At 74.5% G+C, this 22834-nt stretch carries 18 protein-coding genes, 1 tRNA gene and 1 riboswitch; of the genes, 8 read left to right on the top strand and 11 right to left on the bottom strand.

The genetic code is table 11. From position 1 onward, the window contains the following. Nucleotides 1–40 precede the first annotated feature (40 nt). The gene (locus ACFCY1_RS17490; RefSeq protein WP_074001832.1) at nucleotides 41–1702 is read right to left on the bottom strand and encodes a long-chain fatty acid--CoA ligase; all 1662 of its coding nucleotides are present in this window, start codon (nucleotides 1700–1702) and stop codon (nucleotides 41–43) included. 206 nt (nucleotides 1703–1908) lie between these two features. Beyond that, entirely contained in the window at nucleotides 1909–2781 is an 873-nt protein-coding gene (locus tag ACFCY1_RS17485) for a DUF1906 domain-containing protein (protein WP_107086553.1), read from the bottom strand. Nucleotides 2782–2933: 152 nt separating this feature from the next. Here ACFCY1_RS17485 and ACFCY1_RS17480 point away from each other — a divergent pair, with 152 nt between their 5' ends. Then, complete coding sequence (locus ACFCY1_RS17480; protein ID WP_375875094.1) at nucleotides 2934–4001, top strand: DMT family transporter; 1068 nt, start codon at nucleotides 2934–2936, stop codon at nucleotides 3999–4001. 59 nt (nucleotides 4002–4060) lie between these two features. Here the strand turns inward: ACFCY1_RS17480 and ACFCY1_RS17475 are convergent, their stop codons facing one another. Next, entirely contained in the window at nucleotides 4061–4861 is an 801-nt protein-coding gene (locus ACFCY1_RS17475) for a pyridoxal 5'-phosphate synthase (RefSeq protein ID WP_375875093.1), read from the bottom strand. Nucleotides 4862–5405: 544 nt separating this feature from the next. After that, complete coding sequence (locus tag ACFCY1_RS17470) at nucleotides 5406–5735, bottom strand: hypothetical protein (protein WP_049656286.1); 330 nt, start codon at nucleotides 5733–5735, stop codon at nucleotides 5406–5408. On the opposite strand from ACFCY1_RS17470, the gene ACFCY1_RS17465 reads away from it, so the two are divergent. After that, nucleotides 5734–5916 carry a hypothetical protein gene (locus ACFCY1_RS17465; protein WP_143204509.1) on the top strand — a complete coding sequence of 61 codons (183 nt, stop codon included), beginning with the start codon at nucleotides 5734–5736 and terminating at the stop codon, nucleotides 5914–5916. The two genes, ACFCY1_RS17470 and ACFCY1_RS17465, sit on opposite strands and share 2 nt — an antisense overlap. Nucleotides 5917–6192: 276 nt before the next feature. On the opposite strand, the gene ACFCY1_RS17460 is transcribed toward ACFCY1_RS17465, so the two are convergent. The 5 genes from ACFCY1_RS17460 to ACFCY1_RS17440 all read right to left on the bottom strand — a co-directional run bounded on the left by ACFCY1_RS17460 (nucleotide 6193) and on the right by ACFCY1_RS17440 (nucleotide 11980). Beyond that, on the bottom strand, nucleotides 6193–7557 hold the full coding sequence (locus tag ACFCY1_RS17460; protein ID WP_375875092.1) for an FAD-binding oxidoreductase: 1365 nt from the start codon (nucleotides 7555–7557) through the stop codon (nucleotides 6193–6195). A gap of 240 nt (nucleotides 7558–7797) precedes the next feature. Further along, nucleotides 7798–9015, bottom strand: a complete 1218-nt coding sequence (locus ACFCY1_RS17455; protein ID WP_375875091.1) for an MFS transporter — start codon at nucleotides 9013–9015, stop codon at nucleotides 7798–7800. A 45-nt stretch (nucleotides 9016–9060) separates the two neighbouring features. Beyond that, nucleotides 9061–9888: a MerR family transcriptional regulator gene (locus ACFCY1_RS17450; protein ID WP_049660223.1), complete on the bottom strand. Its 828-nt coding sequence runs from the start codon at nucleotides 9886–9888 to the stop codon at nucleotides 9061–9063. Between the two features lie 129 nt (nucleotides 9889–10017). Then, nucleotides 10018–10105, bottom strand: a tRNA-Ser gene (locus ACFCY1_RS17445). A 63-nt stretch (nucleotides 10106–10168) separates the two neighbouring features. Continuing rightward, nucleotides 10169–11980, bottom strand: coding sequence for a S1C family serine protease (locus tag ACFCY1_RS17440; protein WP_375875090.1), 1812 nt, complete (start codon nucleotides 11978–11980; stop codon nucleotides 10169–10171). Nucleotides 11981–12246: 266 nt separating this feature from the next. After that, nucleotides 12247–12391, top strand: a riboswitch (TPP riboswitch). On the opposite strand from ACFCY1_RS17440, the gene ACFCY1_RS17435 reads away from it, so the two are divergent. From ACFCY1_RS17435 to ACFCY1_RS17420, 4 genes are all read left to right on the top strand, one after another. Then, entirely contained in the window at nucleotides 12384–13802 is a 1419-nt protein-coding gene (locus ACFCY1_RS17435; RefSeq protein ID WP_079271981.1) for a cytosine permease, read from the top strand. (Overlaps the previous riboswitch by 8 nt.) Before the next feature lie 108 nt (nucleotides 13803–13910). After that, entirely contained in the window at nucleotides 13911–14735 is an 825-nt protein-coding gene (locus ACFCY1_RS17430) for a glycerophosphodiester phosphodiesterase (RefSeq protein ID WP_375875089.1), read from the top strand. A gap of 427 nt (nucleotides 14736–15162) precedes the next feature. Continuing rightward, a complete protein-coding gene (locus tag ACFCY1_RS17425; RefSeq protein WP_375875088.1) occupies nucleotides 15163–15582 on the top strand; it encodes an ATP-binding protein in 420 nt (139 codons plus the stop codon). A gap of 69 nt (nucleotides 15583–15651) precedes the next feature. After that, nucleotides 15652–16635 carry a DUF5926 family protein gene (locus ACFCY1_RS17420; RefSeq protein WP_375875087.1) on the top strand — a complete coding sequence of 328 codons (984 nt, stop codon included), beginning with the start codon at nucleotides 15652–15654 and terminating at the stop codon, nucleotides 16633–16635. Nucleotides 16636–16910: 275 nt separating this feature from the next. On the opposite strand, the gene ACFCY1_RS17415 is transcribed toward ACFCY1_RS17420, so the two are convergent. Continuing rightward, nucleotides 16911–17573, bottom strand: a complete 663-nt coding sequence (locus ACFCY1_RS17415) for a bifunctional DNA primase/polymerase (protein WP_049655147.1) — start codon at nucleotides 17571–17573, stop codon at nucleotides 16911–16913. A 614-nt stretch (nucleotides 17574–18187) separates the two neighbouring features. On the opposite strand from ACFCY1_RS17415, the gene ACFCY1_RS17410 reads away from it, so the two are divergent. Then, the gene (locus ACFCY1_RS17410) at nucleotides 18188–19636 is read left to right on the top strand and encodes a PP2C family protein-serine/threonine phosphatase (protein ID WP_375875086.1); all 1449 of its coding nucleotides are present in this window, start codon (nucleotides 18188–18190) and stop codon (nucleotides 19634–19636) included. 129 nt (nucleotides 19637–19765) lie between these two features. After that, a complete protein-coding gene (locus ACFCY1_RS17405; RefSeq protein ID WP_375875085.1) occupies nucleotides 19766–21265 on the top strand; it encodes an aminopeptidase P family protein in 1500 nt (499 codons plus the stop codon). 94 nt (nucleotides 21266–21359) lie between these two features. Here the strand turns inward: ACFCY1_RS17405 and ACFCY1_RS17400 are convergent, their stop codons facing one another. Then, nucleotides 21360–22565 (bottom strand): hypothetical protein, encoded by a 1206-nt coding sequence (locus ACFCY1_RS17400; RefSeq protein WP_375875084.1) that lies wholly within the window; start codon nucleotides 22563–22565, stop codon nucleotides 21360–21362. Nucleotides 22566–22834: the final 269 nt, after the last annotated feature.

Below are 22834 nucleotides of genomic sequence, written 5' to 3'. Positions count from 1 at the left end.
CCGCCCCGTTTGTTCGGGGGGGGGCCGGCCCTTCGCGCGGTCACTCCTTGCCGAGCACCGTGACGTCCAGCTCCTCGGCCGCGTAGCTGGCCCGGATCACCTTCTTGTCGAACTTGCCGACCGAGGTCTTCGGCACCGACTCCACGATCGACCAGCGCTCCGGCAGCTGCCAGGAGGCGATCCGCTCGCCCAGGAAGGCCCGCAGCTCCTTCAGCCCCGCGGTCGCGCCCGGGCGCAGCACCACGGTGGCCAGCGGGCGCTCGCCCCACTTCTCGTCCGGGACGGCGACCACGGCGGCCTCGGCCACGTCGGGGTGGGCCATCAGGGCGTTCTCCAGCTCGACCGAGGAGATCCACTCGCCGCCGGACTTGATGACGTCCTTGGCCCGGTCGGTGAGGGTCAGGTAGCCGTCGGCGGTGATGGTGCCGACGTCGCCGGTGCGCAGCCAGCCGTCCTCGGAGAACTTGTCGTCCGGGCGGACCGGGTCCTGGCCGGCGCCGCCGTAGTACGCCCCGGCGATCCACGGGCCGCGCACCTCCAGCTCGCCCGCCGAGACGCCGTCGTGCGGCATCCGCTCGCCGCCCGGGCCGATCAGCCGGGCCTCGACGGAGGCAGGGAAGATGCCCTGGGTGATCCGGTACGGCCACTCCTGCTCGGGGGTGAGGCCGCCCGGCGGCTGGGCGAAGGAGCCGAGCGGGGAGGTCTCGGTCATGCCCCAGGCGTGCAGCACCCGGATGCCGTGGCGCTCCTCGTAGGCCTTCATCAGGGAGGGCGGACAGGCGCTGCCGCCGATGACCACCATGCGCAGGCTGGAGGTGTCGTAGTCGCCGGCGTCGAGCTCGCCCAGCAGGCCGGCCCAGATGGTGGGGACGGCGGCGCTGACGGTCGGGCGGACGGCCGCGATCATCTCGGCCATCGGCTTGGGCTGGAGGAAACGATCCGGCATGAGCAGGTTGGCGCCGGACATGAAGGCCGCGTGCGGGATGCCCCAGGCCTGGACGTGGAACATCGGGACCACTGGCAGCGCGGTGTCGCTCGGGGTGAAGGCGAAGTTGTCGCCGGTGTTGACCTGGAGGCAGTGCAGGTAGACCGAGCGGTGGCTGTAGAGCACGCCCTTCGGGTCCCCGGTGGTGCCGGAGGTGTAGCAGAGGACGGCGGCCTGCCGCTCGTCGATGTCGCGCTGCCACGGGTACTCGGTGGGCCGGCCGGCGATCAGCTCCTCGTAGTCGTGCACGCCGCCCGCGAAGCCGGCCAGCACCGAGCGGTCGCCGGGACCGCTGACCACGATGTGCCTGAGGGTCGGCGCGAGGTCCGGCAGGACGGCGGCGAGCAGCGGCAGGACGCTGCCGTTGACGATGATCACGCGGTCGGCGGCGTGGTTGACGATGAACGACAGCTGCTGGGACGGCAGCCGCAGGTTCAGCGTGTGCAGCACGGAGCCCGCCGAGGGGACGGCGAGGTACGCCTCCAGGTGCTCGGCGTTGTTCCACATCAGCGTCGCTATGACGCTCTCCTCGGTGCACCCGAGCTCGTCGCGCAGCGCCCAGGCGAGCTGGGCGGCGCGGGCACCGACCTCGGCGTACGTCCGGACGACCGGGCCGGTGCCGTCCCAGGTGGTCACGGTCGAACGGCCGTGGACCGTGGACCCGTGCTCCAGGATTCGGGCGACGGTGAGCGGAACGTCCTGCATCGTGCTGAACACGGGTCCTCCTTGACCTGGCGGCACTGGGGGCTGCGCTCGCGGCACCTACCGGGCGGTAATGCGCGCGGACGTGCCCGATTGTGCCGCTCCCACCCCCTGCTGTCAGTATCCCGGCCCCGTTGCGCGGATCACGGATTCGTCCCGGTTCCGCCCCCGGCCCGCTCCCCGCCCTGGGCGGGGAGTGGGCCGGTGATCGGCGGCGGGCCTCAGCGGGCGGTCGGGCCGTCCACGTGGTTGCGGTCCACGGTGAGGGTGGCGCCGCCGAAGGTCTCCTCGACGTTGCCGTGGTACTGGTGGACGCGCTGGTGGAAGGTCCAGAGGTCGGGGGCCAGGGCGCCGGAGCCGTCGGTGTCGGCCTGGCCGTCCCAGCGGGCGTACCAGAGCGCGTCGGGCATCGGGGAGCCGCCGGCCCGGGCGGCGGCGGCGAGGTCCGCGATGCCGGAGTCGAGGCTGGAGTAGAAGCCGGAGCGGTAGCCGGCGGCGTGCAGGCCCGCCGTCCAGCCAAGGGTGAAGTCGACCACGGCCTGGCCGCAGGCCGGGTCGCGCAAGGGATAGGCCTCGATGTCCAGGTAGACCGGGCTGCCCTTGGCGAAACCGAGCGCGCGCAGGGACCGGGCGGCCTCGTCCGCCTCCTCCCGGCCCTGCTCGACGGCCTTCCCCGGGTCGATCCGCTTGGGCTTGTGGCCCGGGTCGGCGCACGGCGCCTGCAGTCCGACGTGCACCGGCAGGAACCGCCAGCCCAGCGCCCGCACCTGGCGCACCCACTCGGCGGTGAGCCGCGGCTGGCCGCAGCCGCGCTGGGAGCCGCTGGTGTAGACGCCGAGCGCCCCGTACGGGGAGGCGTCGCGCCAGGCCTTCAGGGTGTCGAGCGGCGGTGCGGTGCAGGCGTCGAAGGCGGGGCCGCTCCAGGTGTCGCGGGCCCGGGGCGGGCCGGACCGGTCGGGCAGCCTGACGGCCCGGATGCGGGGGGCGGCGCCGGCGGCCGGGGTGACGGCTTCGGCGTTCACGACCGTCCCGTCGGTGGCCAGCAGGAGCACGAGGGCGGCGGCGAGGAGGGCGGCGGAGCGGAGATGGCGCACCCCGCCTTGATACTGACGGTCCGTCGGACGACCGCGGCAGCCACGCCGCGACACCCGCGCGAGTCCACCCTTTCGGACGCACCCGTCCGTATCCGTCCCGATTTTTGTAACGAGCTTGCTGGTTCATCACTCCTTACGGCAAACTCACAAATATGCCCACCTCCCATACCAGCGAAACCCCTGCCGCCTCGTCGTCGGCCGCCGCCGTCGCCGAGGCCCTGGCCATGCCGCCCTCCCCCAAGGGCGAGCCCGCCGGCGAGCGGGGCAGCTGGCGACGAGGTGGGGCGTCCGGCCCCTCGGCGCCACCCGAAGTCCACCCCGGCCGGTCCACCGGCCGGTTCGGCAAGGTCCTGCGGCGCCCGGAGCGGATCCCGGCGCCGCTTCTCTGTCTGACCGCGATGTTCCTGGTGCAGACCGGCATCGCCCTGTCCAAGCCGCTGTTCGGCCCGCTCGGCGTCAGCGGCACGACCTTCCTCCGGCTCGGCTTCGCCGCCGTCATCCTGCTCGCCGTCACCCGGCCGAAGCTGCGCGGCAAGCGCCCCCGCGACCTCGCCGCGGCCGCGCTGCTCGGCATGGCCTCGGCCGGGATGACCTTCCTGTTCGCCGGGGCGATCGACCGGCTGCCGATGGGCACCGCCGCGACCATCGAGTTCCTCGGCCCGCTCGCCGTCGCCCTGGTCTTCGCCCGGCGCGCCAGCCACCTGCTCTGGGCGCTGCTCGCGGCCGCGGGCGTGGCTCTGCTGACCCTGCTCGGCGAGGGCGACGGCGGCGGATCGCTCGACCCGGTCGGCCTGCTGTACGCCTTCGGGGCGGCCGCCTGCTACGCCCTGTACATCCTGTTCACCGACAAGGTCGGCGCGGCCTTCCAGGGCTTCCAGGGCCTGGCGGTGTCGATGACGGTCGGCGCGCTGACGCTCGCGCCGTTCGGGCTCGGCCAGGCCTGGCACGGGCTGACCGCGCCCGAGGCCTCGCCGGTGGCGCTGCTCGCCGCGGTGGCCGGGGTGTCGCTGCTGCTGCCGGTGATCCCGTACGCGCTGGAGATGACCGCGCTGCGACGGATGCCGCAGCGGGTGTTCAGCGTGCTGGTCAGCCTGGAGCCGGCGGTCAGCGCGCTGGTCGGGCTGGTGGTGCTGGGCCAGCTGCTGGGCGCGCCGCAGCTGGCCGGGATCGGGTGCGTGGTCGCGGCCAGCGTGGGGGCCACGCTGACCGGGCGACGGTAGCCCTCGCTTCGGTCCCCAGGACGCCCTGGGTGCCCTGGGGACCCGGCGGCCTTACGGCGCTACGGCCAGAGCAGGGTGCGCGACCACTCCGGGGAGCTGACCGGGCCGGTGCGGGTGTAGCGCAGCCGGGTGTGCCGGCGCTGGGCGTCGCCCTGCCAGAACTCCACCTCGTGCGCCCACAGGGTGTAGACCGCGTGCCCGGGCGCGACCGCGTCCGGGTGCGCCTCCAGTCGGCGACGGGCGACCGCCTCCGCCTCGTCGTACTCGGCGACCGAACCCAGCGGCTCGCTCTGCCGCCCGACCAGCGCGCCGACCCGGGCGGCGGGCGAGCGGGTGGCGAACTCGGCGGCGGCGACCAGGTCGGCGGCCCGCTCGACGGTGCCGCGCACCCGGACCTGGCGGCCCAGCTGCGGCCAGTAGACGGTCAGCGCGGCGGCCGGGTGCTCGGCGAGCTGGCGGCCCTTGGGGCTGTCGGCGGCCGCCGAGAAGTTCCAGCCGGTGCCGGCCGCGTCGACGTCGCGCAGCACCAGCACCCGGGCGTCCGGCATGCCGTCCGCGTCGACGGTCGAGAGGGTGAAGGCCTGCGGGTCCAGCACACCGGCGTGCAGCGCGGTGGCGAGCCAGTCCACGAACAGCGGGCCGGGCTCGGCCGGGGCGGCCTGGTGGTCGAAGGACGGCAGCGGGCGGGCCATCGGCGGGCGGCCGAGCAGTAGTTCGGGGACGGACCTGGGCCCGGAGCGGTGCTCGTGGAGCGGCTCGGCCGACGGCTCCGGGCGCACGTCCGCCGCCGGCTCCGCCCCGGCCTCCGGTGCGGGCCTGGCCTCGTCCGGGCCGGTCAGGCCCTCCTCCTCCGCCGCCATCGCGCGCCCTTCCTTCCGATTGCCGCGGTCGCCGCCCCGGCCGGGCCGGTCCGTCCGGGCCCGGGCACGTGGGTGCGCTGTCGGAGCGCAACCGTACCGCCGTGGGCCGACGGCTCCGGGCGCGGGCCCTCGGTGGACGGATCCGGGCCGGTCGGCGGGGGATTCCGGGGATGCCCGGCGGGGTGCTCCGACGGCGATGCGCGGCGGGGAGATCCGGCAAGGAGGCCCGGCGGGGACGCCCTGCGGGGACGCCCGGGCCGACGGCCGGGGAACCCGGGACCTGCGCCGGACACACTCGTGGGCGGTGCCGATGGCGGCACCGCCCACGAGACCGGTTTCGCGGTGACCCTTTCCGCAGGCCGGTCGTTGCGCTGTTCCCTCTGGTGGTGATGCGTCGGTGGTTCGGTGTCCGTTCCGGCCGTTCCGTTCCGGTCCGGGCCTGTCGGCGGGTGCTCAGCTCACCCGCGTCCACCCACGTCCGGCGCCCCCGCCTTCCGTGGTGCCCGGTGCCGTCACTCGGCCGTGCGGCCGGTCAGTCGGTCGGTCAGTTGAAGGTCGGGGCGACGACGACGTTGACGTCCTTGTTGCCCTGGCCTCCCTGGACGGTGCCGGTGTTGTCCTTCACCGCGATGGTGTTGTCCTGGTTCGTGGCGCCGGAGCCGGCGGCGGTCTGCTGGGTGGAGACGTAGTTTCCGTCGACCCCGCCGAACACGTTGCCGGTGCCGGTGTCGGAGACCGCCCCGGCGTTGGAGGCGCCCTCGGCGCCCGCGCCGTTGTCGGCGGCGGCAGCCCCGGCACCGGCCAGCAGCAGGCCGGCCGCGAGCGGGCCGGCGAGTAGGAGCCCGGCTGTTCGACGGGGGTGGGTGCGAGCCATGAATGCCTCCGGGAAGCTGCTTGTCGCGCAATGGTCGATCAAGGTGCGCAAGGTTCGTCGACCGGACGAACACCTGCGGGCTGCGACGCCGGAAGACAGACTTCCGCAACAAATCGACAAAGCGCTAGCTCACACGGCGAATTTCGCCCGTTTGCGTGATATCCACCCGGGCCGCGCATGACGGCCGGGAAAACGGAAAACGCGGCGAGATACCCCGTCCGAGCTGGGACTTCACCCGTACGGCCGCTGCTCGATGGTCGGTCCGGGGGACGGCGCGGCACCGCCACGCGATCCGCTGAGCGCACCACCCTGGCGCGTGCGAACCGCACGCACGCCCCCGGAAAAGTTCGGTCACCCTCCCATGTCGACTTTCCCGGTCATGAAAAGGCCGTCGGATGTCACACCACGACGGCAGGGGTTCGGACGTGCGGTCCCCGCCGAAATACTTCAGTGAAAATCAGATCATCTTGCCGGGATTCAGAATTCCCAGCGGATCGAAGACCGCCTTCAGCTGCCGTTGCAGGTCCAACGCCACCGGGCCCAACTCACGGGCCAGCCAGTCCCGCTTCAGCAGCCCCACACCGTGCTCCCCGGTGATCGTGCCGCCCAGCTCCAGCCCGAGCGCCATGATCTCGTCGAAGGAGCGCTGGGCCCGGGCCGTCTCCTCCTCGTCCGAGGCGTCGAAGATGACGATCGGGTGGGTGTTGCCGTCCCCCGCGTGACTGACCACCCCGATGGTCAGCCCGTGCCGCTCGGCGATCACCGCGACGCCGTTCAGCATCTCCGCCAGCCGGGAGCGCGGCACCGCCACATCGTCGATCATCGTGGTGCCCAGCCGGTCCAGCGCGGGCAGCGCCATCCGCCGGGCGGCCAGCAGCAGATCGGACTCCGCCTCGTCCTCGGCCGGCACCACCTCCGTCGCCCCGGCCTCCCGGCACAGCCGCGCGACCCGGGCCAGCTCGGCCACCCGGTCCGGCCCGTCGAAGGCCACCAGCAGCAGCGCCTGGGTGGACTCCGGCAGCCCCATCCGCCCCAACTCGTTGACGGCCCGCACCGAGACCGCGTCCATCAGCTCCATCAGCGACGGGGTCAGACCCCGCGCCATCACCTCGCAGACCGCCGCCCCGGCCGTGTCCGCGCTCGGGAACTCCGCCGCCAGCGCCAGCTGCGGGGCGGGCGCCGGCCGCAGCGACAGAACCGCCCGGACCACCACCCCGAGCGTCCCCTCCGAGCCGACGAACAGCCTGGTCAGGTCGTACCCGGCCACGCCCTTCGCCGTCCGACGGCCGGTGGACAGCAGCCGCCCGTCCGCCAGCACCACGTCCAGCCCGAGCACGTACTCGCTGGTGACGCCGTACTTCACACAGCAGAGCCCACCGGCCCCGGTGCCGATGTTGCCGCCGATCGTGCAGGACTCCCAGCTGGACGGATCCGGCGGATACGAGAGGCCCAACTCCTCGACAGCCCTGGACAGTTCGGCGTTCACCACACCGGGCTCGACCACCGCGATCCGGTTCACCGGGTCGATCTCCAGGATCCGGTTCAGCTTCACCAGCGACAGCACGACGCAGCCGTCCACCGCGTTCGCCGCACCCGACAGCCCGGTCCGGGCGCCCTGCGGCACCACCGGGACGCGCAGCTCGGTCGCGGTGCGCAGCACGTGCCGCACCTGCTCGACCGTCTCCGGGAACACCACCGCCGCGGGCTGCCCGGCCGCGCAGAAACCCGCCATGTCGTGGCGGTACGCGGCGGTCACGTCCGGGTCCACCACGACGGCCCCGTCCGGGAGGCCCTGCACCAGTCGGTCCGTCAGATCACTCATCGCCGCCTCCACTCGCCGCCCGACCGCCTCCACCTCCGCACTCTGCCCGGACGGCAGGGGGCGGGCAAGTGGGCCACGGGAAGGGGCGGGCGCCGGGACGGGCAGGGGCAGGTGAACGGGCAGGAGGACGAGGCACCGCCCGGACGGCAGGGGGCGGGCGGGCACCGGGACGGGCGGCAAGGGCCGCCGTACGGGGAGGTGCCGGCCGGATCCCGGGGCCGGCGCGGGCGACCGGTCGGCTCAGGCCCGGCGGAGGGTCGGGGTGGCCAGGGCGGTGAGGCCGGCGGCGGCGGTGGCGAGGGCGCAGAGGAGGGTGGGCGGGGCGGCGCCCGCCGCGTCCGCGAGCAGGCCCAGCAGGGCGTTCGAGAGCACCAGGGCCAGGCTCTGCACGAGCGTCAGCAGGGCCTGGACCCGCGAGAGATGGGTCGGCGGCGCGCCGGTCAGCACCAGCGGGCCGAGGTGGCAGGCGAAGAGCCCCGAGCCGAGGCCCGCCACCGTACTGCCGGCCACCGCCGCCACCGGCCCCGCGGCCAGGGCCAGCAGCGCGATCCCCGCCGACGCCGTACAGAGCCCGGCGGCCGCCCCCACGCCGGCCCGGGGCAGCGCGCCCCGTCGGGCGACCAGGACGGCCACCGCCAGCACCCCGGCCGCCTGCCCGCCGCTCACCAGCCCCGCCGTCCCGGCCGACCAGCCGTGCGCCCGGGCGAGCAGCGGGCCGAGCAGCGACACCACCGGCAGCAGCGCCCCGGCCGCCGCACCGGTGAGCAGCAGCGCGGCCCGCAGCAGCGGGTCGGCAAGGGCGAGCCGGACGCCGACCGCGGCCTCGCTCAGCAGGCCGGCCCGCGGACCGGACGGCCCGTCCGCCCCGGGGCGGACCCGCAGCAGGACCAGCAGCACGACCCCGAAGCTCACCGCGTCCACGAGTGCCGCGCCGGGCAGCCCGCCGGCCGCGACCAGCAGGCCGCCGAGCGGCGCCCCGAGCAGGACGGCGCCCTGCCCGCCGGCCTGCCGCAGGGCGAGCGCCCGGGGCAGCCGGTCGGCGGGCACCAGCCGGCGCGGCATCGAACCGCTCGCCGGGAGGTGGAAGGCGTCGACCGTCCCGATCACGGCCGCCGCCGCGACCAGGAGCCAGAGCGGTGTGCCCCGGTCGGCCGCGACCAGCGCCAGCGCGGCGGTCGCGGCCAGCATCACCGTGTCCCCGACGAGCATCACCCGACGGGCGCCGAACCGGTCCGCGACCGCGCCGCCCAGCAGGACCAGCGCGGTGCGCGGCACCGTGACCGCCGTCAGGACCAGCCCGGCCGCGCCGCCGCCGTGCGCGGAGGCGGCCCAGCCGAGGGCGAAGTACAGCGCGGCGTCGCCCAGCAGTCCGGCCTGGACCCCGGCCAGCCAGAGCAGGTACGTCCGGGGCAGCGCGGCCCGCGAACCGACGTCGGCGGTGGCAGCGGCAGTGGTCATGCCGGGTGACGCTAGGACCCTCGACCGGGTCGAGGGCAAGCCCGGCTACCCGCGGACCACCGGCTCCTGGAGCTCGGTGACCCATCCCGCCGGGTCCTCCGGGCACTCCAGGTACAGCTCCCGGGCGTAGCCGGCCGAGCGGTAGCCGTTCTCCTCGATGAAGCGGGCCAGCTCCTGGCCCGCGCCCAGGACCTCGTCCATCGGGCCGCGGTGCACGATCGTCGCCGCCTCCCCGATCGGCGGCAGGTCGACCACCTCGAAGTCGTGCGCGCCCGCCCGCACCGACGGGCCGACCGGGACGGCGGCCCCGACCAGCACCGAGCCGTTGCCCTCCGGGGCGTCCTGGTAGTGGGCGACGGACGGGCCGGCCGCCTCGATCCCGGCCCCGGCCAGCCGCCGGCACAGCTCGGCGAACAGCGGCCCGATCACCGGCCCGATGTCCTCCGGCTCGTAACTCGCGGCCACACCGGTCAGTTGGGCCACCCGGACGGACGGCACCGGCTTCACCACGACATCCCGCACGGACATGGTCCCCTCGCTCTCGATCGTCCGGAGCCTCGCCTCCACCCGGGCCAGCCGCAGCTCGTCGGCCGCGATCGCCGCGGCGAGCTGGGCCCGCCGCAGCCGCAGCATCCCGCGCAGCTCGGCCGCGTCCACCCGCTCGTCCAGGACGGACCGCACCTGCTGCAGGGTGAAGCCGAGCTCCTTGAGCGCGATCACCCGGTTGAGCCGGGCCAGTTGGGACGCCTCGTAGAAGCGGTAGCCGCTGACCGGGTCCACCCGGGCGGGCCGCAGCAGCCCGATCGCGTCGTAGTGGCGCAGCATCCGCACCGACACCCGGCCGTGGCTGGCGAAGTCTCCGATGTTCAACATGGTGCGACCACTCCACCCCCTGCCACCGTGTCAGGGTCAACCCCCGCCCCCGCCCGTGGCCCGGGAAACACCGAGGGCGGGTGCCGAGTGGTCTCGGCACCCGCCCTGAGCAGGTGGTTCTCCTACCGGCGGAGAGCGTGGGATTCGAACCCACGGTACGGGGTCACCGCACGACAGTTTTCAAGACTGTTCCCTTAGGCCGCTCGGGCAGCTCTCCAGGCGGAGGTCAGCCTAACGGGTCCGGCGGGGTTCGGTGCACACGTTTCGGTGCGGGCGGGGGTTACGGCTGGTCGCCCTCGCGCTGGCCGAGAGTGACCTTGGTGTTGAGGGTCTGGCCGTTGCGGGTGTACTCGACGTCGACGGTCTCGCCGGGCTTGTGCGTCCAGATCCGGCTGACCAGGGCGGGGCCGTTGTCGATCGGGACGCCGCCGAGCTTGGTGATGACGTCGCCCGGCTTGAGGCCGGCCTTGTCGGCCGCGCCGCCGGGGGTGACGGCGGGCTGGCCCTGGATGTCCTTGGTCTGGATCTGCGCGCCGTCGCCCTTGTAGTCGTCGTTGCGCAGCACGTCGAGCTTGGCGTAGACCGGCTTGCCGGTCTTGATCAGGGTGTCCGCGACCCACTTGGCCTGGTTGATCGGGATGGCGAAGCCCAGGCCGATGCTGCCGGCCCGGCCGTTGGCGGAGGCGTTGGACTGGATCGCCGAGTTGATGCCGATCACCGCGCCGCCGGAGTCGAGCAGCGGGCCGCCGGAGTTGCCGGGGTTGATGGAGGCATCGGTCTGCAGGGCGTTCATGTACGAGGCCTGCGAGCCGGTGTCGTCGCCGGAGGCCACCGGGCGGTCCTTGGCGCTGATGATGCCGCTGGTGACGGTGGACTCCAGGCCGTACGGCGCACCGATCGCGACGGTGGCGTCGCCGACGTTGACCTTGTCGGAGTCGGCCAGCGGCAGCGGGGCCAGCTTGCTCTTGGGCGGGTTGTCGATCTTGACCACGGCGACGTCGTAGCCCTCGGCGTGGCCGAGCACCGAGGCGCTGTAGGAGCTGCCGTCGGCGAACTTGACGGTCAGTTTGCCGCCGCTGAGGGTCGGCGCGACGACGTGGTTGTTGGTGAGGATGTGGCCCTCGGTGTCGAAGACGAAGCCGGTGCCGGTGCCCGACTCGCCGTTGCCCTGCGCCTTGATGGTGACGACGCTGGGCAGCGCCTTCTGCGCGATGGCGGCGATCGAGCCGGGGACGGGCTCGTTCTTCTGGGTGTCGCTGGCCTGGACGGTGGTGCTGCGGTGGTCGTTCGCGGAGCTCCTGCGGTCGGAACTGTCGGAGACGGACACGCCGAGCGCGCCGCCGGCCACACCGGCGACCAGCGCGACGGCCGCGATCAGGGCGACCAGGCCGCCGCGCTTCTTGCGCGGGCCGCCGGGGCCGCCCGGACCGCCGGGGTACTCCGCCGGGTAGCCGTGCGGGCCGGCCGGGCCGCCGGGGTAGCCGGCGCCGCCGGAGGTGGAGTCGTGGGTGGGGCCCCAGCCGCCGAGCGGCTGGCCGGCCCCGAAGGGGTGGTGGCCGTGCGCGGCGGGGGCGGCGGGCGCGGCCGGAGCGGCGCCGTACCCCTCGTGCGCGCCGGCGGCGGGGACGCCGTGGGTCGGGGTGGCGTACGGGTTGCCGGCCGGCGGCAGGGCCGGGGCGGCGGGTGCGGCGGCCACCGGGGCGGGCGGAACGGGCGGCAGGACCGGCGGCGGCGCGTCGATGTAGCCGGTGGCCGGGTCGACGGCCGGCTCCTCGACGGCGGGTGCGGCGGGTGCGGCGGGTGCCACGGGCTCGGCGGGTGCCTCCGGTGCGGGCACCTTGGTGAAGGCGACGGTGGGCTTGTGCCCACCCCCGGCCGGGACCTCCTCGGCCGGAACGGCGTCGGCGGACGGCGCCGCCTCGGCGGCGGCGGCCTCGACCGCGCCCGCCTCCGGCTCGGGCACCCGCCGGAACGCCATGGTCGGGTTGTGCCCGCCCTGAGCGGGGCCCGCGGCAGCGGACTCGGCCGCCCCCGGCCCGGCGGGCTGCTCCCCCTGCGGCCCGGTGGGCCCAACCTCGCGCTCGGTGCTCACGGACGACCTCCATAGCTGGCAGAACCAAGGACCATAGTTTTTCGCACTGTCGATTCGTTTGCCGTAAGGACCCCTCTGAAGAACTCATAAGAATCCTTAGCCGGCACCGACACCGGCGCTGGCGTCAGCACCCACAGCGGCGCTGACACCGGCTCCGGCACCCGTACCGACGGCCGGGGCTCCCCTCCCCGTCGGGCGTCCGCGATGCGGACCGCCCCGCCCTCGGCCTTGGGCGTCGGCACCCGCGCCGGTTAGCCTGGCGCTCCAAACTGACACGCGGGAGCTTGGACCCACCAGGCTGAGAGTGCGCATGTCGACCGTACGCCACACGAGTGACGGACGTTCGAGGGGGCGCTGACCGCCGGAACCTGTCCGGGTAATGCCGGCGTAGGGAGTATCGGCCATGCCGCCTGCTTCGCCATCCTCTTCTTCGGGTACGAACGCCTCCGACTCCGGCGCGAACGCCCCCGCGCCGGGCGCGACCGCCCTCCTGGAACGCGCCGAGCACGTCGAAGCGCCCCTGGTCCTGGACACCGAACCGCCGCGCACGCTGCGCTTCCGGGACCACTTCGCGCTCTGGATGAACCTGGGCGTCAGCCTGATCGGCTTCTCCACCGCCGCCACCGTGCTCGGCGCCCCCGGCAGCGAGCTGTCGCTGGCCGCCGCGGTGACCGCGATCACGATCGGTACGGCGGTCGGCACCGCGATGCTCGCCGTGGCCGCGCTGATCGGCGCCCGCACCGGCGCCCCCGCGATGGCGAACCTGCGCGGGCTGTTCGGCACCCGGCTGTCGTACCTGCCGACGGTGCTGAACATCGTGCAGTGCATCGGCTGGGGCGTCTTCGAGCTGCTGACCATCTCGGCGGGCGCGCAGACCGTCGCGCACACCACCGGCTACCGCTGGCTGTTCGTCCTGCTCGCGGGCGCGCTGACCACCGCCCTGACCATCTGGCCGCTGGGCTCGATCGCGGTGCTGCGCCGCTTCGTGGCCGGGGCGGTCGCGGTGGCGATGGTGTACTTCACCGTCCAGTTGGGCCGCCAGGGCGTGCCGGACCCGGGCGCGGGCAACTGGCACGGCTTCCTCGGCGCCACCGACGCGATGATCGCGGTGTCGGTCTCCTTCGTGCCGCTGGCCGCCGACTACACCCGGCACTCGCGCACCCCGCGCTCGGCGTTCTGGGGCAGCTTCTCCGGCTACACGGTCGCCCAGGTCTGGTGCTACGTGCTCGGCCTGATGGCGCTGCTGCAGTCGGACGGCGACCCGAACCGGATCTTCGACTCCTTCCTCGGGGTCTGGGCCGGCTGGCTGTTCCTGCTGGTGCTGGTGCTGCGCGAGACGGACCAGTCCTTCGCCAACGTGTACTCGACCGCGATGTCGGTGCAGAACCTGCTGCCGAAGGTGGACCGCCGGGTGCTCTCCGGCGCGATCGGCGTGCTGATCACCGTGCTGGCGCTGCAGATCGACGAGTTCACCGACACCTACTACGGCTTCCTCGGCCTGATCGGCTCGGTGTTCGTGCCGCTGCTGGCGGTGCTCGTGGTGGACTACTTCCTCGGCGCCGGCCGGCGCGGCTGGAACCTCTCCGCCGACGCGCCGTCCCGCTGGCTGATGCTGCTGCCGTGGGCCCTGGGCTTCGCGGTCTACCAGTTCATCGCGCCGACCAAGGTCGCGGGCTGGTGGACGGACTTCTGGACCTCCGCCCAGGAGGCGCTGCACTTCACCCCGCAGGAGTGGACCTCGGCCTCGCTGTTCGCCTTCCTGGTGCCGGCCCTGGCCACCTGGGCGCTCACCCCGCTCGGCCGCCGCGCCGTCCGGGGCTGACGGAGCGGAGGGAGCGGGGCCCGAGCGGGCCCCGCAGGTGCGCAGACGGCCCCACAGGTTGGGGCCGTCTTTGTCCGCGCTTCACCTCCGCCGCCTATCGTTGGGCCTGTGACCAGCCCAGACCTGTCCTCGGCGGCGGCGCGCACCGTGCCGCCCGTCCAGGTGATCGCCCACCGCGGTTCCTCCCACGCCCTGCCCGAGCACACCCTCGCGGCCTACCGGCGCGCGCTCGACGAGGGCGCGGACGCGCTGGAGTGCGACGTCCGGGTCACCGCCGACGGCGCGCTGGTCTGCGTGCACGACCGCCGGATCGGCCGGGTCTCCAACGGCCGGGGCACCGTTTCGGCCATGACCCTCGCCGAGCTGGAGGCGTACGACTTCGGCGCCTGGAAGACCGGCCGCCCCAGCACCGACCCGGAGCTGCGCGGCGTGCTGCGGCTGGAGCGGCTGCTGGAGCTGGTGGTGGAGTGCGGCCGCCCGGTGGACCTGGCGATCGAGACCAAGCACCCGGTGCGCTTCCGCGGCCGGGTGGAGGCCGAGCTGCTGCGGACCCTGGAGCGGTTCAAGATCGGCGCGATCCGGGAGGGCGACCGCCCGTCCGCCCGGATCATGAGCTTCTCCTCGGTCGCGCTGAACCGGGTGGCCGCCGCCGCGCCGCGGTACCGGCGGGTCTTCCTGTTCGAGCGGACCCTGCCGCTGCTCGGCCGGCTGCGCGAGGGCTCGCCGCTGCCGGGCGGGGCGCGGATCGCCGGCCCGGGCATCGAGCTGGTGCGGGCCCGCCCGCAGCTGGTGACCCGGCTGCGCGAGCTCGGCCACGAGGTGCACGTGTGGACGGTGGACGAGCCGGCCGACGTCGAGCTCTGCCTGGAGCTCGGGGTGTCCGCGATCATCACCAACCGGCCCGCGGAGGTACTGGCGCAGCTCGGCCGGTGATCCACCGGTGATCCGTCGGCGCACCGAAGGCCGTACTCCTCCGAACCCCTCCGATCCGATCACTCTGGTCGGCAGTCAAACCTTCCTCGCGCGAAATTGCCGGAATTCTTGCATCCGGGCGACGGAGGGTGAGCGCGGAATGACCTGATGTCGACCGTCGGTCGCCGCACTCGAAATGGGCTCGCGGGATCGTCCGGTGCTCGTTTCCGACGCATTACCAAGGGGCATCTCTCCCTCGGCATACGCTGAAGGAGGTCCGGGGGTGGCGTTGATGGTGGCGCGTGAAGTGCCGACTTCATCGACCATGGCAGTGCCGCACGGCCCAGCGAGTGTCGGGGTCGCACGGCGCCGACTGCGTCGAGATCTGGGTGACCGGCAGGTACCCGAACCGGTCATCGATGATGCTGTTCTGATCCTTTCCGAGCTGTTGAGCAACGCCTGTCGGTACGCCCGTCCGCTCGGCCCGCTGCCGGCCCTGGGCCGCAGCGCCCGGGCCGAGGTGCTCGGGCAGGTGCTGGTCGGCGTCCCCTCCGGGGCCAACGCCGCGCAGAGCGCCCGGGAGCCCGCCGAGGGTCCGGCCGAGCCGGCCGGCGGGGTGCTGGTCCGCTGGCAGATGCACGCCGACGGGGTGCTCACCCTGGAGGTCACGGACGGCGGGGCGGCCACCCGGCCGCTGCCCGCGAGTCCCTCGCTGACCTCGCGCGGCGGCCGCGGCCTGAGCATCGTCGACCAGCTGGCCAGCGACTGGGGCGTGCGCGACGCCCCCGGCGAGGTCACGGTCTGGGCGGCGCTGCCCGCCCGGGCCCGGCACGCCCGGCGCACCGGGGGCGATGCCCGTAGCGCGTGAGCCGGGCTCGGGGAATGTGTCGTTAGGCTTCCCGGGACACAGGACCACCGTTCCCGGGAGAGCCGCAGCATGGGCAAGAAGGCCGCCAAGAAGGCGCCGCAGCGCCAGTCCACCACCGCCGTCACGGGCGAGATCCCCGTGGTCGGGGCCCGCGAGGACTGCCCCTGCGGCTCGGGCCGCCGGTACAAGGCGTGTCACGGCCGGGAGGCCTCGCACGCGGTGCAGGAGCTGGTGCACCGCCCGTTCGAGGGCCTGCCGGGCGAGGCCGACTGGGTGGCGCTGCGCGAGCTGGTGCCCGCCGCCACGGTGCCGCTGACGCTGGCCGCCGGGGTGGCCGACGGCGCGACCGGTGACGTCCCGTCGGTGACCCTGGCCACCGTGCTGCCGCTGGCCTGGCCGGCCCTGCGCCGCCAGGACGGCTCGATCCTGCTCGGCCTGCAGACCCAGTCCGCCTCCGGCGACCTCAGCCGCGACCTCGCGGACGCCCTGGAGCTGGCCCTGGCCACCGGGCCGGGCAGCCCGGTGCCGGCCCGCCGGACCGTCCCGGGCGGGCGCCGCCTGCAGGACCTGCTGGACACCACCGCCGCGTTCACGCCCGCCGTGCACACCGGCTTCGAGTTCTGGCTGGAGGACGCCGAGGCCGCCACCGGCGAGGTCGCCGCCTCCCTGGAGCGCGCCAACGCCTCGGCCATCCCGACCGAGAAGCTCGCGAGCGTGGACTCCGCGTACTGGTGCGGCACCCCGGACAAGAACCACCTGCGCTGGGTGATGACCGTGCCCGAGGAGAAGCTGCTGGACGCGCTGGCCCGGCTGAACACGGCCGGCGAGGCCTCGCTCGGCCCGGACACCCGCCTGGTCGGCTCCTTCCGCGCGCACGGCCTGACCGTCCCGGTGTGGGACCTCCCGCTCGCGATGACCGCCGCCGACTGCGAGAAGCCGGCCGCCGAGTTCGCCGAGCGGCTCGCCGCGGTGCTCGCCGACGCGGCCCCGCTGACCGCCGAGGAGCGGCGCACCCGCGCGAACCTGGTGAACCGTCAGGTCACCTTGAACTAAAGGGCGCAGGATCCGCGTGATACGCGTCACATTGTCGCGGTGAACGCGCAATTTCCGGGCGTGGAGGGCGTCTTGGAAATTGGCGCGGGCGCGGATCCTTGTTACTGTCTAAAGAGTCCGGCCGCTGGTGCATCCCCCGTCGCCAGCGGCCGGATCTTTTCTTTTTCCGGAGTGCCCCGCTCGGAGCCCCCGGACGGGCCCGGGCCGAGACCCGGGAGAAGCCCGGATCCGGGCCCGACGGACGGTGTCGACAGCCCGTCCCGCTCCGGTGGCCCTCAGTAGGCCGAACGCCCGCTGTCCAGCCGGACCGTCGCCTCCACCAACTCCCCCAGCAGCGGCCCGACCTGCGGCAGCCAGACCCCGCCGCCGACGCCCGGTCGCGGCGCGAGCACCCAGCGCACCCTCCCCCAGCCTCCGGCCGAGGGGACCCCGACGGCCGCGCCGCCGGGCGGCAGCGGCAGGAAGCCGCCCGCCCCGTGGTAGCGCAACGAGCCAGGCACCCAAGGGAGTTGGGCGAGCATCTCGCCGAGCACGTCCAGCGAGTACGGGGCCACCAGCAGCGCGTAGCGGCCCGGCATCGCCAGCACCGGGCCGAGCGGCAGCCGCAGCGCGCCCAGGTAGACCAGCGCCCGGGCGCCGGCCGCCGCGGGCAGGCTGACCGCCGAGACCGTGGAGCCGGTGGCGGCCAGCACCGGCGCGTCCGGGCTCTGCCGCTCCCACCACCAGCGCACCATCCGGGCGTCCGTGGTGGCGGCCAGCAGCGAGGGGTCGTGCGGGTGCGCGCCGGGGACGGTGCAGTCCAGGTCGCCGCAGGAGCAGCGGCCGTCGCGCAGCACGGCGCCCGGCACCACGGGCCAACGGTGGTCGACGGCGGCCGTCAGGGCCGCGGCCAGCCGGGCGGAACGATCCTCCGACCGGTCTTTCGGGTTCTCACGCATGGCGCTCGTTCCTTTCCCTGACCGCTCGGTTCGCTCCGCTCCGCCGGCGTCCGTCGGGATCCTCCGCGCGGACCCGCCGCGGCACGGACCCGGGCGGCGCGGCGCGGGGCGGGCGGCAGGGCGGACGGCGCGGCACGACGTGGAGCAGGTGTGGAGTACGACGTGAAAGGGCCGCGCAGGGCACAGCCCTTGGAACGAGAATCCCGTACGCGACCGGATGGACGCCGCCCGGGCGCGCTTGGTTCCACCGTACGAGTGAGAGAGTTCCGGCCGACCCGGCTCACGGGCGGCACGGACATACGATCCGGACGGCCGCCCGGGCCGTCCTCCCGGTTCTGCCCGCTCGCGGCCCGCTCCATGCCTCCGGGCCGAGTGGCGCGCGCACCAACCCCGCGCGCCCCCCGACCGGGTCGCGATCGATGTGGAACGGGCCACCGCGTCGTCCTGGATCTGGACATGCCCCGAATGGCCTGTGTAGAAGTGGTGGCATTGCTGTCGATCAATGACGAGTAGTAGCGAATCGAGGCGAAACACGCCCTTTGGCCGTGCTCGCTCCACATTGGCCGTACCTGGGGGTTTCGCATGGCACGTAGCACCGCGTCAGGAGTGACGGCATGAACGAGTCCCACCCGTCGACGGCCCTCCCGACGACGACCGCCGAGCCTGGCGAACCCGGCTGCGCGGGCGGGCTCACCGTCCTCGACCTGCCGGACCTCCCCGGCCCCGTCAACGCCCCGGACGGCACGGCGGACGGCCGCACGGCGCCCTCCGCCGCGCTGCAGGACCGTTTGGCCGGACGCCTGTCCGATATCACCAGCCTGCACGAGCACACCGAACGGCTCGCCCGCGCCCGCGGCCTGGCCGCCACCCTGGACACCGTCCTCGCCTCCGGCGCCGCCCTGCTCGGCGCCCGGCGCGGCATGCTGGTCACCCGGCGGCCCGGCGGCGGACCCGGACAGCCGGTCGGCCACGGCCTCGACCGCGCCAGCCTCGGCGCCCTGGAGACCGTCCCGACCGAGCAGAGCCTGCTGGCCCGACTGCTGCGCGAACGGGACCGGCCCGCCCAGCTGCACTCCCACGACCTCGCCGAGGACCCGGCCACCGGCGCCCGGCTGCGCGAACTCGCCGTCCACCTCGGCCTCGGCGGCGCCTACGGCCTGCCGCTCGCCACCGAGGAGGACGGCCCGCTCGCCGCCGCCCTCTGGTTCTACGACGAGCCCGCCGAACCGACCGACTGCCAGCGCGAACTGGCCCGCCACTACTGCGAGATCGCCGCCCCGCTGCTCGCCAAGCAGCTGGAGGCGGACCGGATCTCGCGCACCACCGAGGCGCTGCGCCGCGGCCTGCTGCCGGACCGGCTCCCCCGGGCCGCCGGGCTGCGGCTGGCCGCCCGGCTCGTCCCCGCCGGGCTGGAGCGCTCCACCGGCAGCGACTGGTACGACGCGATCCCGCTGCCCGACGGCACCATCGGCCTCACCGTCGGCTCCGTCTCCGGCGACGGCCCCGGCGCGGGCCCCGGCTCCGCCCCCGGCGCGGCCGCCGCGATGGGCCGGGTCCGGGCCGCGCTGCGGGCGTACGCGGTGCTGGAGGGCGAGGACCCGGTCTCCGTCCTGGGGGACCTGGAGCTGCTGCTCAAGACCACCGAACCGACCCGCACCGCCACCGCCGTCTACGCCTGGATCGAGCCCGAGGAGCGCCGGATCACCCTGGCCGGCGCCGGGCACTGCCCGCCCGTCCTGGTCGGCCGGCACGGCGCCGAGTTCGTGGAGACCTCGCTCTCCGCCCCGCTCGGCATGCTGGCCTGCTGGGAGGCCCCCGGGGTGGAGTTCGTCGCCGAGCGCGGCGACACCCTGCTGCTCTACACCGAGGGCCTGGCCCGCCGCTGCGGCCCGACCCTGCACGCCGGGCAGGCCAACCTGCGCCGGGCCGCCGCCGACGCCCCGCGCGACGTGCGGATCGACCCGGACCGGCTCTGCGCCCACCTGCTGGCCGTCTGCCCGGCCCCGGACGCCGGGGGCACGGCCACCGACGACCTGATGCTGCTGGCGGCCCGCTTCGAGTGACGGTTCGGACCCGGAACGAACGGGCGGCCGGGCGTCCGTACCATGGACGGACGCACGGCCGCCCGCGCGTGTCGCGATCCGACACCTCCCCCAGGGGCGGCGGTACCACCCCCCAAGGAGGCGTTGCACGTGACCGAGGACCGTACCCCCGCGGTGGCCGAGAACCCCGAGGCCGAGGGCGGCGAGGAGCCTGAGCAGCACAAGGGCCGCAAGAACGGTCTCTACGGCGACATCTCCGACGAGCTGGCCGCCTCGATGAAGTCCGGCTGGGCCGACACCGAGCTGCACGGCCTCGCCCCCGTCGCCCAGGCCCCGTACGCGGCCGAGCGCCGCGCCGCGCTGTCCGCCGCCTACCCCGGCGAGCGCCTGGTCGTCCCGGCCGGCAACCTGCGGGTCCGCTCCAACGACACCGACTACGCGTTCCGCGCCGCCAGCGAGTACGTCCACCTCACCGGCGACCAGACCGAGGACGCGGTGCTGGTCGGCGAGCCGACCGGCGCGACCGGCCACGACTTCGTGCTCTACCTGCTGCCCCGCTCGAACCGCGAGAACGGCGAGTTCTGGCTGGACGGCTACGGCGAGCTGTGGGTCGGCCGCCGGCACAGCCTGGCCGAGCAGGAGCAGCTGCTCGGGCTGCCCGCCCGCGACGTGCGCAAGGCCGCCGAGGAGCTGGCCGCGAAGGCCGCCGACTCCGCCGTGCCGACCCGCATCGTCCGCGGCTACGACGCCGGCCTGGAGGCCGCGCTCGCCGACGCCCTGGACGCCGACGAGGACGCCGGGCTCAAGGAGTTCCTGAGCGGCCTGCGGCTGGTCAAGGACGCGTGGGAGATCGGCGAGCTGCGCGCCGCCTGCGACGCCACGGTCAAGGGCTTCACCGACGTGGTCCGCGAGCTGGGCCAGGCCGTCGCCACCTCGGAGCGCTGGATCGAGGGCACCTTCTGGCGCCGCGCCCGGGTCGAGGGCAACGACGTCGGCTACGGCACCATCGCCGCGGCCGGCCCGCACGCCACCACCCTGCACTGGGTGCGCAACGACGGCGACGTGCGCCCGGGCGAGCTGCTGCTGCTGGACGCGGGCGTGGAGACCAGCACCCTCTACACCGCGGACGTCACCCGCAGCCTGCCGATCAACGGCAGCTTCACCGAGGTCCAGCGCCGGATCTACGACGCGGTGTACGACGCCCAGGAGGCCGGCATCGCCGCGGTGAAGCCCGGCGCCCGGTTCCGCGACTTCCACGAGGCCTCGCAGCGCGTGCTCGCCGAGCGGCTGCTCGCCTGGGGCCTGCTGGACGCCTCGGTGTACGACGTCGAGAAGGTCCTGGAGCTGGGCCTCCAGCGCCGCTGGACCCTGCACGGCACCGGCCACATGCTCGGCCTGGACGTCCACGACTGCGCCCACTCGCGCCGCGAGGAGCACGTCGACGCGCTGCTGGTCCCCGGCATGGTGCTGACCGTCGAGCCCGGCCTGTACTTCCAGCAGGACGACCTGACCGTGCCGGAGGAGTACCGCGGCATCGGCGTCCGGATCGAGGACGACATCCTGGTCACCGCCGACGGCAACGAGAACCTCTCGGCCGGCCTGCCCCGCAGCGCCGAGGACGTCGAGGCCTGGATGGCCTCGCTCGCCTGAGCCTGCGCACGACGGCCGTGACGCGGCCACGATGAAGGGCCCGGCCTCCCGAGCAGTGGGAGGCCGGGCCCTTCGGCTCCGGTGCGGGCGTCCGCTACCGGCGGCCCTGGGGGTCGAAGACGGGCCGGCGGGCTGCCTGGTGACCGTTCGCCTGGGCGCCCACCTGGACCTCCACGTCGTACTGCGGGGCCTTCTTCATCGTGATCCGGAAGGAGTACTCGGCCGAGTCGCCCCTCCGGTTGACCTCCAGCCCGGTCGGGGCGACCGCGGTCAGACCGTCGCAGGCCTCGCGCAGCTCGACCGGCTTCCACGCGCCGCCGGCCATGACCTCCAGCGTGACGTCGTCCGGGGTCAGCCACGAGGCGCTCGACACGGCCACCACGGGGTGCAGGTCCGCGGTGCCCTGCGGCGCGTCGACCACGAAGCCGAAGTCGGCGGGAGTCGTCCCGACCTTGGGGCTCGACGTGGTCACGCCGCTCACCACCGGGCTCTTGTGGTCGACGACCGTGGCGTTCAGCTCGGCCTTCGCGATGCCCTGGTAGTCCGTGGAGTTCGGCACGGGGGCGTCCGCCTCGATCGTGATCCGCCCCGGCCGGTTGGCCGTGGACAGCCGCATCCGGTACTCGATGGTCCGGCTCTCACCGGCGGCCAGCGTGAAGGCCCCGTCCTTCCGGTTGATCACGTAGTCCATCCCGGTGCCCTGGCTGAGCTCCAGCTTCTTCCAGCCCGAGGCGTCCTTGCGCTCCAGGGTGCCGTCCGCCGTCGCGATGATCCGGCTGCAGGGCGCGCCTTCGTACTGCTGGGTGGCCACCACCGGGGCGACGCTGCGGGTGCCGGTGGCGTCGTTGTTCTTCCAGGTCACGGAGAAGGACACCAGGCCGTTGAGCTCGATCTGCCCGCCCTCGTTCAGGCCGCCGAAGGTGATGCCGATCCCGCTTCCGCCGGACTCGGCGGGGCCGGCCTTCGGCGCGGCGGGCTTGGCCGCGGGCTTGACGGCGGGCTTGGCCGGCGCCTTCGCGACGGGCCTGGCCTCGGCCTTGGCGGCCCCGGCCGCGGGCGCCGCGGCGGCCGGGGCGCCGGTGGTCGGCGCGGCCTCGGTGGTCGGCGCGGCCGGGGCGGGGACGGTCGGGACGGCGCCCGCGCCGGGGGTGGCCGACGAGGTGACGGCCGGGGTGGAGGCGGGAGCGGAGGCGGCGACGGACGCCTCGCCGTTCGTCGGGCCGCAGGCCGCGATTCCCACGGCGGTGACGACGGCCAGCGGGACGATCTTCGCAATACGGGCGATAACGGACGCGTTCATGTGACAGTCCCCCCAAGGACATGGTGATGGTGGTGATCGAATGAGCGGGCGCCTACGGTCGCGCCCCGAGGAACCGGCCCGAGCCCCCCGGCTCCGCCGGCTCGCTCTCCCTGCCTCTCACCCTGATAGACGTCCATCCCGCCGGGGGGTTGCAGGCCGGTTCGAAGAATTTTTCCCGGCCCCTCCCCGGAACGCCGAAAGGCGCCGCGACCGGGGGGGAACCCGGGGGGGGGCCGGAAAAACCCCGGGGGGGAAGGGGCAGAGACCCC

Origin of the sequence: Kitasatospora sp. NPDC056273 (assembly GCF_042268845.1) — a bacterium.
Taxonomy (GTDB): Bacteria; Actinomycetota; Actinomycetes; order Streptomycetales; family Streptomycetaceae; genus Kitasatospora.
This window is presented reverse-complemented; position numbering and strand designations above follow the sequence as displayed.